Here is a 13,419-nt window from a genome sequence, read left to right as displayed (position 1 = left end):
GCGTTTTGACTTCCAGGTGGCGCTAGTTGCCGCCGCCGCCGAAGCGGCGCGACCACCAGCCCTTGCGGGCCGGAGCCTCGGCCGTGGCGGCGTCCGCTGCGGACTGCGGGGCAGAGGCTGCGGGTTCAGGGGCGGGGGCAGGTTGCTCCGCCGGGCTCTGAGCCAGCGCCGGTGTTGTCTCGGGTTGCGGGCTCGATGCGAAGCTGACCTTTTCGCGCACCGTCGAGCGGCGCCGCTGCGCGCGGTCGCTTTCGGCCGTGTCCTCAGCGGCAGGTGCTGCAACGGGTTCGGGCTCGGGTGCCGCGATCGCCTCAACCGGCGCGGCCTCGATCGGCTGCCATTCCGCCGGCTGGGCAAATAGCTCGGGCTGCGCGAGCGAGGGGGCCGGCTCCACGTCGTGGCTATCGAAATCGGCAACTGCGTCCGTGGCTTCAGGCGCTGCCACCGGGCTCAGCTCATCGGAGATCGATCCAGCGAGACCGTCATCCGGTCCGCCAGTGCCGCGCCGCCGGCGGCCGCCACGGCGTCCGCGGCGCCGCGGGCGGCGATCGCCGTTGCCGGCCTGGTCGTCGCGGGCAGCGCCCTGGGCTTCGTCGCCTTCGTCCTCATCGCCTTCGGCTTCGCCCGCGGCAACCACCTCGGTGCCATCGGGCAGGACATGCATCAGATCGCCGTCCTCGCGCGGCGGCGGAGCACCTTCGCGCGCTTCGCTGCCACCACGGCCGCGGCGCCGACGGCGGCGCTTGCGGCGCTGGCCGTCGCCTTCGCCCTCAGCGGCGCCTGCTTCCTCGCCGGCCGCCCGGTCGTCGACGAGCCCTTCGGTCTCGTCAGTCTCGATCTCGGCCTCGTATTCGAACAGTTCTTCCTCGTCATCCGGCTCGTCGACCTGCGCCGGCGCAGCGGCAGCTTGCGCGGCAAGCAGCGCCTTGGCGGCTTCGAGCGTATGCACCTGCTCGCCGCGATCGATGATGTAGGATTGCTGGCCGTGCACCGTGGCGTCGGCGACGATCGACAGCGAGACGCGGAAGGAGTCCTCGAGGTCGCGCAGATGGCCGCGCTTGTGGTTGAGCACGTAGAGCGCGACGTCGGTGCGGGTGCGGACCACCAGATTGTGGGTGGCGCCCTTCATCAGGATTTCCTCGATGCCGCGCAGGAGCTGCAGCGCCACCGACGAGACCGAACGGACGTGACCGCTGCCGCCGCATTGCGGGCAGGGCTCGGTCGAGCTCTCCAGCACGCTAGCGCGGATGCGCTGGCGCGACATTTCCAACAGGCCGAAATGCGAGATGCGGCCGACCTGGATCCGGGCACGGTCCTGGCGCAGGCAATCCGACAGCTTGCGCTCGACCGCGCGGTTGTTGCGCTTCTCGTCCATGTCGATGAAGTCAATGACGATCAGGCCCGCGAGGTCGCGCAAACGCAATTGACGCGCAACTTCTTCCGCGGCTTCCAGATTGGTCTTGAGCGCGGTGTCCTCGATATGGTGCTCGCGCGTGGCGCGGCCGGAGTTGACGTCGATCGAGACCAGCGCCTCGGTTTGGTTGATCACGATGTAGCCGCCGGAGCGCAACTGCACCGTCGGCGAGAACATCGCGTCAAGCTGGCTTTCGACGCCCATGCGCGAGAACAGCGGCTGGCCGTCGCGATATTGCTTCACCGCGCGCACATTGGCCGGCATCAGCATCTTCATGAAGTCGCGCGCTTCGCGGTAGCCGGCTTCGCCCGCCACCTGAATCTCGTCGATCTCCTTGTTGTAGAGGTCGCGCAGCGAACGCTTGATCAGCGAGCCTTCCTCGTAGACCAGGGTCGGCGCCTGCGACTTCAGGGTCAGGTCGCGCACCGTCTCCCACATCCGGATCAGGTACTCGAAGTCGCGCTTGATCTCCGGCTTGCTGCGGGAGGCGCCGGCGGTGCGCAGGATGATCCCCATGCCCTCGGGCACGTCGAGGTCCTGCACCACTTCCTTCAGCCGCGAGCGGTCCTGGGCGGAGGTGATCTTGCGGCTGATGCCGCCGCCACGCGCGGTGTTGGGCATCAGCACGGCATAACGGCCGGCGAGCGACAGATAGGTGGTCAGCGCGGCGCCCTTGTTGCCGCGCTCTTCCTTGACGACCTGCACCAGCATCACCTGCCGGCGCTTGATCACTTCCTGGATCTTGTACTGGCGACGGGGGCGGAACGCGCGCTCCGGAACCTCCTCGAGCACGTCGTCGCCGCCGACGGACTCGACGACATCCTCTTCCTCGCCTTCCTCGCCGTCATCCTCGTCATCGTCTTCGCCGGCATCGTCGCCATGCCGAGCCTCGGGCGCGGCTCCGTCTGCAAGCGTTGCGTATTCGGCGACGCCGTGCTCATCGGCCGCGGCGTGGACTTCGTCGGCTGCCCCATGCGGCGCGTCGTCGGCATGCGCGGCGTTTTCCGCGACCTGTTCCTCATGGGCCCGCTCGGGCTCATGATTGACCTCGGCGGTCTCGACGAATTCCGGCGCAGCTGACGCAACGGAGGCTTCGACCACCGCGACGACGGGGTCGGACGGAGCGTCGGCCGCCGGCGCCTCGCTCGTTACGTGGACGTGCGCATGATCATGGTCATGGTGGTCATGATCGTGATCATCGTGGCCATGATCGTCGTGACCATGGTCATGGTGATGCTCATGCTCATGCTCATGCTCATGATCGTGGTGATGCTCGTGGTCGTCGTGATGCGCATGATCATGCGCCTCATGCTCGTGACCCTCATAGGCGGCCACGCCGTGCTCGTGATGCCCGGCATCGTGTTCATGATGCCCGGCATCGGCGGGATGTTCGTGAGCCTCGGCTGCCGGCAGCGCCTGCGCGTCGGCTGCACCCTCGATCACCTCGCTCTGGACGCGGTCGCCATGACCGCGGCGGCGGGCATTGCGATGGCGCGACCGGCGGCGATGGCCGCGGTTCTCGTGCTCTTCCTCGGCCTCGCGATGGGCGCGCTCGTCGGCTTCGATCAGCGCCTGACGGTCGGCGACCGGGATCTGGTAGTAGTCGGGATGGATTTCGCTGAAGGCCAGGAAGCCGTGGCGGTTGCCGCCATACTCGATGAAGGCGGCCTGCAGCGACGGCTCTACGCGCGTGACCTTAGCGAGGTAAATGTTGCCGCGCAGTTGCTTGCGCTGGGCGGTCTCGAAATCAAACTCTTCGACGCGATTGCCACGGACCACGACGACCCGGGTTTCTTCCGGGTGGGTGGCATCGATCAACATCTTGTTGGGCATTTTGGAGCTCTTGACGGCGGCGGGCGCGGATCATGGCAGGCGCAAATTGCGCCGCCCGGTGACGCGACGGTCCACCTGATTCGGGGGTGAGGGGAAGGCCAAAACGCGTCTCGCGGCGCAGCGCCGGACGGGAACCCACCGGGATGATGCGACGGGCGAAGTTTTCACCTCGCGTCAGCGCGATCATTCGGGAGATCCTGGTCGGCAATGCAGTCTGGCGCATTAAGCGTCGGCCCGTCTAAATGTTGGCGGCGAAAATTACCGCCGTATCTTTTGCTGAAGGCCCCGCCTGGCGCCGAAGCGCCTGCCGGCCATCGCATATCGAGGCCCCGAGGGGCCGGATAATCGGTTACGCCGTGTCTCAAACCGTCCCTCTGGCGAGGGAGTGTGTCTGGGACCGGACGCCGCTCGGGCTTGAATCCGCCTCTCCGTGTCAGCCGCGCGCGGCGCTGGCTGGGGAGGGACCGGAAAAACACGGCGGGATCTTCGACTTGGAAGGTTCCACCGTTGCACCGAGAGGCTGAACGCGACACAACCGGGAGTACTAGCCGTCAGCACTCCGTACATACGTGGATTGCCCGCCGCGTGCAAGGGAAGCGTCACGCCGCCGCAACACTCGGCTCTTTTCGCCCGCGCGTCATTAGGGTGCGATTAACCGTGTGGTTCTAATGCGGTAAGAAGCAGCTGGGAGGCTCCGAATCGGGTGGAGAACCGCGCAAAACACCTTGTTTTCTTGGGATGCGGGCTGTTGTGCGCTGCAGCATTGGCGCTTGGCATGGCCAGCGCCCCGAGCGCGGCCGAGGGACCACCGGACGGCCAGCCGGCGCCGGCCGCTAGTGCCCCAGCCGCCAGTGCGCCGAATTTCCCGGTCGCATCCGGCGCCAGGCTTGCCGGCGACGACAAGCAGACCCGTTTCATCCTCGATCTCGACCGGAAGATCGAGTTTCGCGCCTTTCCATTGGCCGACCCCTACCGTGTCGTGGTCGATATCCCGCAGGTCAATTTCCAGCTCGCTGCCGGCACCGGCTCGGCGGCGCGGGGATTGGTGAAGGCGTTTCGCTATGGCCTCGTGATGCCCGGCGGCTCCCGCATCGTGTTCGACATGACCGGCCCGGTGAAGATCGCCAATTCCTATGTGCTCGATGCCGCCAACGGCCAGCCGCCGCGGCTGGTGCTGGATTTCGAGCAGGTCGATCGCACCAGCTTCGTGCAGTCGCTCGCGCCGGAGAGCCGGCCCGAATTGAAGCCGTCGATTTCCGAAGCCACCACGGCGACCATTCCGGCCGTCACCACGGCGGCGCTGCCGCCGGTTGCGACCACCGACTCGCGCCCGCTGATCGTGATCGATCCGGGGCATGGCGGCATCGACAACGGCACCCAGTCCGGCGACCAGACCGAGAAGAACCTGGTGCTGGGCTTTGGCCTCGCTTTGCGCGACCGGATCGAGAAGTCGGGCAAATACCGGGTGGTCATGACCCGGTCCGACGACACCTTCATCCCGCTCAACGACCGGGTGAAGATCGCGCGCTCGCAATCCGCGGCGCTGTTCGTCTCGATCCACGCCGATGCCTTGCCGCGCCGCGAGGGCGACGCCCAGGGCGCCACGATCTACACCGTGTCGGACAAGGCGTCCGACGCCGAGGCCGAGCGGCTGGCGGAAGCGGAGAACAAGGCCGACGCGATCGCGGGCGTGAACCTGACCGACGAGCCGACCGAGGTCGCCGACATCCTGATCGACCTCGCGCAGCGCGAGACCAAGACCTTCTCGAACCGCTTCGCTCGTCTGCTGATGGACGAGATGAAGTCCACGGTGCGGATGCACAAGCATCCGCTGAAATCGGCCGGCTTCCGGGTGCTGAAGGCGCCCGACGTGCCGTCCGTTCTGGTGGAGATCGGCTATGTCTCCAACAAGGGTGACCTCGAGCATCTGGTCTCCGAGAACTGGCGCAGCAAGGCCGTCGGATCGATGGTCCAGGCGATCGACACGTTCTTCTCCAAACGGCTGGCAACCGCCGGACCGGCAAAGTGAAATTGGCCGCCTGAAAAGCCGGGGCCGTTGCCCGGAAGCCCTAGTTTGGCCACAGCGGCGACGTTATAGACAAAGGACCGCAGGTCCGCAGAATCGACCATATTGTCCGGCGGCTTTTGTTTATTCGCGTGCGCAAGGCGGCTCGCTGGGCCAAGGCTTCGATGTCAAGGCTTTGAAGTAAAGGCCTCAACGTGAAGGCCTCGCTATGTGAGCCTCCGTTGTGTGAGGCTCCGCACTTTTGGACAGGCGCTTCTGACGATTGAGCGCCGGAGGGTAGGAACGGAACGTCGATAATGCGCCTGCTCGTGCGGTTCATGGGTTTCTTGTTCGCCGCCGGAACCGTCATGTTCCTGGTCGGTGTCGCCGCCGTCGCTGGCGCCATCTGGCATTTCTCGAAGGATCTGCCCGACTACTCGCAGCTCCAGGATTACGAGCCGCCGGTGATGACCCGCGTGCACGCCGTCGACGGCGCGCTGCTCGGCGAATACTCCAAGGAGCGCCGGCTCTACCTGCCGATCCAGGCGGTGCCGAAGCTCGTGATCAACGCGTTCCTCGCCGCCGAAGACAAGAATTTCTACGAGCACGGCGGCATCGACTATCAGGGCATGGCGCGCGCTGCGATCCTCTACGCGCAGAACTACGGCTCCAACCGCCGCCCGCAGGGTGCCTCTACCATTACCCAGCAGGTCGCCAAGAACTTCCTGCTGACGAACGAGGTCTCGTTCGCGCGCAAGATCAAGGAAGCCTTGCTGGCGATGCGCATCGAGCGCGCCTATTCGAAGGACCGCATCCTCGAGCTCTATCTGAACGAGATCTATCTCGGGCTCGGCGCCTACGGCATCGCGGCCGCGTCGCTGGTTTATTTCGACAAGTCGGTCAACGAGCTGACGATCGCCGAAGCGTCCTATCTCGCCTCGCTGCCGAAGGCGCCGGCCGCGCTGCATCCGGTCCGCAACCGTGATCGCGCGATCGAGCGCCGCAACTATGTGATCGACCGCCTGCTGGAGAACGGCTGGATCAAGCAGGCCGACGCCGACAAGGCGCGCAAGGACCCGCTCAACGTGACCAGCCGCTCGAACGGCGCGCACATCTTCGCCGGCGAATATTTCGCCGAGGAAGTCCGCCGCGACATCTTCGAGCGCTACGGCGAGAAGAAGCTCTATGAGGGCGGCTTGTCGGTCCGCACCACGCTGGATCCCAAGATCCAGGTGATGGCGCGCAAGACCATGGTCACGGGCCTCGTCAACTACGATGAGGCGCAGGGCTGGCGCGGGGCGGTGCACAAGCTCGACGTCTCCGGCGACTGGGGCGTCAAGCTTGCCGACGTCAAATCGCTCTCCGACATCTCGCCGTGGCGGATGGCGGTGGTGCTGGAGACCGGCGATCAGTCAGCACGGATCGGCTTCCAGCCGGGCCGCGAGCTCGGCGGCGCGGTCAGCAAGGAGCGGCAGACCGGCATCATCACGATGGACGGCGTGCGCTGGGCCAAGACCAAGGGCAAGGCGCCGACGGCGGTCTCGCAGGTGCTGCAGCCCGGCGATGTGATCTATGCCGACCCGCTGGTGACCAAGGAAGGCACTGCGGTCGAGGGCCAGTATCGCCTCCGGCAATTGCCCGAAGTCTCCGGCGCCATGGTGGCGATGGATCCGTGGACCGGCCGCGTGCTCGCGATGGTCGGCGGCTTCTCGTTCGACCAGAGCCAGTTCAACCGGGCGACGCAGGCCTACCGGCAGCCCGGCTCGTCGTTCAAGCCGATCGTGTATTCGTCGGCGCTGGACAACGGCTATACGCCGTCGACCACGGTGATCGACGCGCCGATCGAGATCGATCAGGGGCAGGGCGCCGGCGTGTGGCGTCCGGAGAACTATTCGACCGGCAAGTATTACGGTCCGACCACGCTGCGCAACGCGTTGCAGCGATCGCTCAACACCGTGACGGTGCGGCTTGCGCAGGACATCGGCATGCCGCTGGTCGGCGAGTATGCCAAACGCTTCGGCGTCTATGACGAGTTGCCGAACTATCTGTCGTATGCGCTGGGTGCTGGTGAGACGACCGTCATGCGGATGGTCACGGCGTATTCGATGTTCGCCAATGGCGGCCGCCGGGTGAAGCCGACGCTGATCGATCGCATCCAGGACCGCTACGGCCACACCATCTTCAAGCACGACACCCGCGAATGCCGCGGCTGCGACGCGCCAGGGGGCTGGAAGAGCCAGCCGGAGCCGCAGCTCGTCGACCGCCGCGAGCAAGTGCTCGATCCGATGACCGCCTACCAGATCACCGAGATGATGGAAGGCGTGGTCCAGCGCGGCACCGCGACCGTCGTCAAGGAGGTCGGCAAGCCGATCGCCGGCAAGACCGGCACCACCAACGACGAGAAGGACGTCTGGTTCGTCGGCTTCTCGCCGGACCTCGCGGTCGGCGTCTACATGGGTTACGACAAGCCGCGCAATCTCGGCCGCACCGCCACCGGCGGTCACGTGGCCGCGCCGATCGCGCGCGACTTCCTCAAGCTTGCGCTCGCCGACAAGCCGCCGACCCCGTTCAAGGTCCCGGCCGGCATCAAGCTGATCCGCGTCGACGCCAAGACCGGCATGCGTGCCGGCCCAGGCGATAGCGGCAACACCATCCTCGAAGCCTTCAAGCCGGGCACCGCGCCGCCGGACAACTATTCGGTGATCGGTGTCGCCGATGCCGATGGCCGCGGCCCTGCACCCGGTCCACAGCCGTCGCAGAGCGGCGGACAGCCGGATGGCGGCTTCTTCATGCGGCCGGGAACCGGGGGGCTGTACTAGAGCGTTTTCAAGCGAAGTGGATGCCGGTTCGCGTGAAGAAAACGCGTCAAAACAAAAACCTAGAGCCCGTTCCGATCCAATCGGAACGGAAATGGCTCTAGCGGTTGGCCGATCCAAATCGCCGGGATAGCGCGGCCAAGCCGATTGCGCTTTGCCGCGCCGGTCGCTACATCCCCGGCAAGCTTTTTCACCAACACCTGAAAGACCATGCGCGCGGAAATCGAACGCCTTGTTGAAGAGATCAAGCAGTCAGTCGGGCTGCTGAGGAGGCATCTTTGACGTCGAACAATCGACGGCACGCCTCGCTGAGCTGAACAAGCTCGCTGAAGATCCCAATCTCTGGAACGATCCCCAGAAGGCCCAGCGGCTGATGCAGGAGCGCACCTCGCTGGAGGACGCGCTGTCGGGCATCGGCAAGGTCGAGCGCGAGCTCGAGGACAACATCGGCATGATCGAGCTCGGCGAGGCCGAGAACGATGCGGCCGTGGTCGCCGAGGCCGAGAAGGCGCTCAAGGACCTCAAGAAGGAAGTCGCCCGGCGCGAGCTGGAAGCGCTGCTCTCAGGCGAGGCCGACACGTTCGATTCCTATCTCGAAGTCCATGCCGGCGCCGGCGGCACCGAGAGCCAGGACTGGGCGCAGATGCTGCTGCGCATGTACACGCGCTGGGCGGAGAAGCACGGCTTCAAGATCGAGTTCCTCGAGGAGTCCCAGGGCGAAGAGGCCGGCATCAAGTCCGCCACCATCCAGATTTCCGGCCACAATGCCTATGGCTGGCTGAAGACCGAGGCCGGCGTGCACCGCCTGGTGCGCATCTCGCCATTCGATTCCAACGCGCGGCGGCATACGTCGTTTTCGTCGGTGCAGATTTTCCCGGTGATCGACGACAGCATCAAGATCGAGATCAAGGAGTCCGACGTTCGCACCGACACGATGCGGTCGGGCGGCGCCGGCGGTCAGCACGTCAACAAGACCGAGTCGGCGGTGCGCCTGACGCATATCCCGACCGGCATCGCGGTGGTCTGTCAGGCCGGCCGCTCCCAGCACAAGAACCGGGCGCAGGCCTGGGACATGCTGCGCGCGCGGCTTTACGAGATGGAGCTGAAGAAGCGCGAGGAGCAGGCGGCTGCCGATCAGGCCGCCAAGACCGAGATCGGCTGGGGTCACCAGATCCGCTCCTATGTGCTGCAGCCCTACCAGATGGTGAAGGATTTGCGCACCGGCGTGCAGACCTCCGACACCTCGGGTGTGCTCGACGGCGATCTCGATGAATTCATGGCGGCGACCTTGGCGCAGCGTGCCTTCGGCACCGGGCCCGGCTCCGTCGAGGATGTGGATTAGCCCATGCCGCGCGTCGCTTTCATCGGATTGGGACGCATGGGCCACGGCATGGCCGGCCGTTATCTCGATGCCGGTTTCACCGTTGCGGTGTGGAACCGGAGCAAGGCCAAGGCCGAGGATCTGATCGCGCGCGGCGCGCTGTGGGCGACTTCGCCGGAGGACGCCGCGATCGATGCCGATGCCGTCGTGACCATGGTCGCCGACGACGAGGCATCGCGCGCGGTCTGGCTGACCCGGGACGGCGCCGCCGCCACCATGAAGGCCGGCACCCTCGCGATCGAATGCTCCACGGTTTCGTATCAGCACACACTGGACATGGCGCGCGAGCTCAACAGCCGCGGCCTGATCTACATCGATTGCCCGGTCATCGGGCTCCCCGAGGCGGCGGCCGCGGGCAAGCTGACGCTGCTGGTGGGCGCCGATGCCGCTGACCTCGACAAGGCACGGCCGTTCCTCGCGCCGATCGGCAGCACGATCCGCCATTTCGGTGCGGTCGGCACCGGCACCGTGTTCAAGCTGATCAACAATCTGATCGGCGCGGTGCAGATCGCAAGCCTCGCCGAGGGCGTTGCGATCGCCGAGCAGGCCGGCCTCGACATGCAATTGGTCGCCGAGGCGCTGGCGACCGGCGCGATCGCGAGCCCGCAGATCATCCGCCACAGCAAGCGAATGATCGACCGCAACTTCACCGGCGCATCCTTCACGGCGGCGCTGCGCCACAAGGATGCCGACTACGCCGTGCGGCTCGCCGAGACGCTGTTGCCCGGCGTGCCCGTGAGCCGTGCCGCGCTCACCGCCTACGACAAGGCCAAGGCCCACGCGCCCGATGGCGACGAAGGTCAGATGATCGAGATCGTGTCGCGGCCGAAATAGGCAGAGCCGCCATTCACGGAAATCGGGTGGCCATCGCCGCCGCGCCCGGCTAGGTACCTGCGCCTGCGCAGATGAGTGCCCGCCATGTCTTCCGCCGACAACAGGATCGATCGCCGCGACTGGGGGCTGCTTCTCTTTCTGTCGGTGCTGTGGGGCGGCTCGTTCTTCTTCAACGGCGTGATCCTGCGCGAATTGCCGCCGCTGACGCTGGTGCTGTTGCGCGTCGTGCTCGGCGCGCTCATTCTGTTGCCGCTGCTGCGGGCCCGGAAGATCGAATTCCCGCGTGGCCTGTCCGGCTGGGCGCCGTTCGCCGCGATGGGACTGTTCAACAACGCGTTGCCGTTCTCGCTGATCGTATTCGGCCAGACCTATATTCCGAGCGGGCTGGCCTCGATCCTCAATGCGACGACGCCGCTGTTTGCGGTGGTCGTGATGGCGGTGGCCGGCGAGGAGCGGCTGCAGGCGCGCCGCGTGGCCGGCGTGGTGGTCGGGCTGATCGGGGTCGCGATCCTGCATGGTGATGCGCTCGGCTTCGAGAGCAGGCAGGGCATCGGCATCCTGCTGTGCCTCGCCGGCGCCTTCAGCTACGGCATCGCGGCGCTGGTCGGGCGGCGGCTGCCACAGCGCGTGCCGCCGCTGGGCACGGCGACGTTCCAGATGATGGCCTCCAGCGTGATGATGGCGGTCGTTGTCGGTGTGGCCGAACGACCCTGGCTGCTGCCGATGCCGCATCCGACCACGTGGCTCGCCGTGCTCGGGCTCGCGGCGCTGTCGACGGCGCTGGCCTATATCGTGTTCTTTCAGATCCTGCAGCGCTCCGGCGCGACCAATGTGATGCTGGTGACGCTGCTGCTCCCGGTCACCGCGATGCTGCTCGGATTCTTCGTCCTCGGCGAGCCGGTCGCGCCGCGCGAGGTGATCGGTGCGCTCGTGATCGCCAGCGCGCTGCTCCTGATCGACGGGCGCGTCCTGACCTGGTTCAGCCGCGCGCCTGCTTCCACGCCGCATACCAGCCGGTGAAGCGGCCGCTGTCACGCTCGCCGCCGTGCCAGGCGGCGTAGGCGGTGCCGTCGTCGGCGACCAGCACCACGGCATCGAGCCCCCTGGAACGACGCAGCGTGTCCATCGCCTGAGCCGGCGTCTGCGCAATCGGGCCCGCCACATTGAACGACGTGTTGACCGACATCTCGACGCCGATATGGCGGCCGAGCGCCTTCAGATAAGCGTAGGTGAGGGGATCGTCGGCCTCGCGCACGATCTGGATGCGGCCGGTGCCGTCGGCATGCACCACGGCGGGAATCTTGGCGCGGGCCTCCGGCTTCGAATGCGCCGTGAGCACCATGTAATTGTAGGCGTTGTAGTCGTCGTCGGACGCGCCGTCTTCGAGCTCGAAATAGTCGCGCGCGGCCTGCAGCGTCGCCATCGGCGCCAGCGGCCGGATCGCCTCGCGATACTTGACGCGCTCGTTGAGCCGCCTGCGCACCTCGGGGTCGCAGGGGTTGGCGAGGATCGAGCGATGGCCGAGCGCGCGCGGGCCGGTTTCGGCCGCGCCCTGATAGATCGCGATCACGCCGCCTTGCGCCACCATGCTGGCCATCAGATCGGCGACCGCATCGCGTCCTTCCGATGTCGCGACATTGCCGATCTCCGTGGAGGCGACGTCGTCGGCACGCAGTGCCGCGGTGATGTCGGCGTTCGAGGGCGGCAGGCCACAATAGAAGGCATGCGACAGCGGCGCGCCGCGCGCCGCGCCCGCCATATGCGCGAACAGCCAGGCCGCGCCGATCGGCACGCCGGGATCGCCGGGCACTGGCGGCACCCACATATGCAGCCGCGTCTTGCGCTGCTGCGCGCGTTCGAACCACGCCTCGTCAAAGTGCTCGAGCAGCCGCATGTTGCCGAGCGCGTTCAGCGCCACGCCGCCGGTCAGCACCAGGCGGTCGGTGCCGGTGATGCGCAGGAGATGATCGATGACATGGATCATCGCGTCCTCGAACACCAACTGGGTGGCGGCGGCCTTGTCGACGCGGTCCCTGGTGTCGGGGCGGTGATTGATGTCCTCGACGCGCAGCACGGCGTCGGGATTCCAGAGCTGGTCGGGCCGCAGCGGCGGCCCGAGAATATCGATCAGCGGTTGATGATAGGGATTGTCGGCGGGGTCGGCGTACCAATTGGCCATCGCGCGGTTGAGCCGCACGCTGCCATTGGGCCCGAGCTGCAGCACCGCCTTCAGGCGCTGATAATAGGGATTGGTGGCGCGGTTCATGTCGCCCCAGGCGGCGGCGCCCATGTAGCGGCCCTCGCTGGAGAGCCAGGTCCAGCCGCCCTGGCTCGACGAGATCACGGTGTAGAAGGCGCCGAGCGAATCGAACAGGCTCTCGTTGCAATAGAGCTGCTTCATCTCGCCGTTCTCGGCGACATAGAGCGAAATCGAGCCGACGTCGCCGGTGCCGTCGAGCACCGCGATCGCGACACGCTCGCGCACATCGGCGAACGGCGATGCGGTGAACGAGTACCAGGCGTGATTGTCATGATGCGGCATGCAGATCAGCGGCAGCTGTTCGCCAAGCCCGTACATCCTGCCGAGCCTGCGTGCGATGCGCCGCACCTGGTCCATCTGGCGCAGGTTGATCGCCGGCGCGATCGGCGCGCTCAGCAATTTAATGCTGGCCGGCGCTTCCTCGAGCGAGGTGCGGATCAGCATCGCCAGCAGCGCCGGATAGTCCCACGTGGTGACGAAAGCCGCGATGTCGCCGACGTCGCGGCCCATCCGCTGCAACACCTTGCGCATGTCGTCGAGCGCGTGTTGCGGAAACTCGTTGGTGTGTTTGTTTCCGGAAAAGCGCTCTTCCTCGTTGTTGACGATCAGGCGCGGCCCGTCCTTTTGGGTGACCTCGACCAGCGCGACGCCGGTGTTGTGGGTGCCGGGGCAGGCAAGGCCGGCGATGTAGACGGTCTCGCCGCGCTGCAGCTTTTCGCGGATCGAAGCGATCGTGCGCTGCGCGAACTCGCCATTGGCCTTGTGCAGGCCACGCTTCGCCAACGCACGTTCACTGAGGCGGCGCGTGATCTCATAGCCCGCGGCCGCAATACGCGGATGCCGCGGACCGGTACGAATGTCCGGTTTACGCAATCA

General features: G+C 66.4%; 7 protein-coding genes. 5 read left to right on the top strand and 2 right to left on the bottom strand.

Annotated elements, in window-relative coordinates; all coding sequences use genetic code 11:
• Positions 1 to 22: 22 nt before the first annotated feature.
• Positions 23 to 3,247 (bottom strand): Rne/Rng family ribonuclease, encoded by a 3,225-nt coding sequence (locus AAFG07_RS23285; RefSeq protein WP_342722214.1) that lies wholly within the window; start codon positions 3,245 to 3,247, stop codon positions 23 to 25.
• 703 nt (positions 3,248 to 3,950) lie between these two features.
• Between AAFG07_RS23285 and AAFG07_RS23280 the strand changes: the two genes are divergently transcribed.
• From AAFG07_RS23280 to AAFG07_RS23260, 5 genes are all read left to right on the top strand, one after another.
• Positions 3,951 to 5,276 (top strand): N-acetylmuramoyl-L-alanine amidase, encoded by a 1,326-nt coding sequence (locus AAFG07_RS23280; RefSeq protein ID WP_342722213.1) that lies wholly within the window; start codon positions 3,951 to 3,953, stop codon positions 5,274 to 5,276.
• Positions 5,277 to 5,569: 293 nt separating this feature from the next.
• Positions 5,570 to 8,071, top strand: coding sequence for a penicillin-binding protein 1A (locus AAFG07_RS23275; protein WP_342722212.1), 2,502 nt, complete (start codon positions 5,570 to 5,572; stop codon positions 8,069 to 8,071).
• 207 nt (positions 8,072 to 8,278) lie between these two features.
• A protein-coding gene (prfB, locus tag AAFG07_RS23270; RefSeq protein WP_342722211.1) for a peptide chain release factor 2 occupies positions 8,279 to 9,410 on the top strand; the annotation gives its coding sequence in 2 pieces (ribosomal slippage) (positions 8,279 to 8,347 and positions 8,349 to 9,410; 1,131 coding nt in all).
• Positions 9,411 to 9,413: 3 nt separating this feature from the next.
• Positions 9,414 to 10,283 (top strand): NAD(P)-dependent oxidoreductase, encoded by an 870-nt coding sequence (locus tag AAFG07_RS23265; protein ID WP_342722210.1) that lies wholly within the window; start codon positions 9,414 to 9,416, stop codon positions 10,281 to 10,283.
• 84 nt (positions 10,284 to 10,367) lie between these two features.
• On the top strand, positions 10,368 to 11,303 hold the full coding sequence (locus AAFG07_RS23260) for a DMT family transporter (protein WP_342722209.1): 936 nt from the start codon (positions 10,368 to 10,370) through the stop codon (positions 11,301 to 11,303).
• Here AAFG07_RS23260 and AAFG07_RS23255 read toward each other — a convergent pair.
• Entirely contained in the window at positions 11,263 to 13,416 is a 2,154-nt protein-coding gene (locus AAFG07_RS23255; protein WP_342722208.1) for a carbamoyltransferase C-terminal domain-containing protein, read from the bottom strand. The two genes, AAFG07_RS23260 and AAFG07_RS23255, sit on opposite strands and share 41 nt — an antisense overlap.
• Between the last annotated feature and the right edge of the window lie 3 nt (positions 13,417 to 13,419).

The organism is Bradyrhizobium sp. B097 (assembly GCF_038957035.1).
Lineage (GTDB): Bacteria > Pseudomonadota > Alphaproteobacteria > Rhizobiales > Xanthobacteraceae > Bradyrhizobium.
Note: the sequence above shows the minus strand (reverse complement) of the source record. Positions and strands in the feature narration are given on the sequence as shown.

Coding starts and splice junctions, on each gene's coding strand:
- AAFG07_RS23275 (WP_342722212.1), top strand. CDS start 5,570: ATGCGCCTGCTCGTGCGGTTCATGGGTTTCTTGTTCGCCGCCGGAACC.
- AAFG07_RS23265 (WP_342722210.1), top strand. CDS start 9,414: ATGCCGCGCGTCGCTTTCATCGGATTGGGACGCATGGGCCACGGCATG.
- AAFG07_RS23285 (WP_342722214.1), bottom strand. CDS start 3,247: ATGCCCAACAAGATGTTGATCGATGCCACCCACCCGGAAGAAACCCGG.
- AAFG07_RS23260 (WP_342722209.1), top strand. CDS start 10,368: ATGTCTTCCGCCGACAACAGGATCGATCGCCGCGACTGGGGGCTGCTT.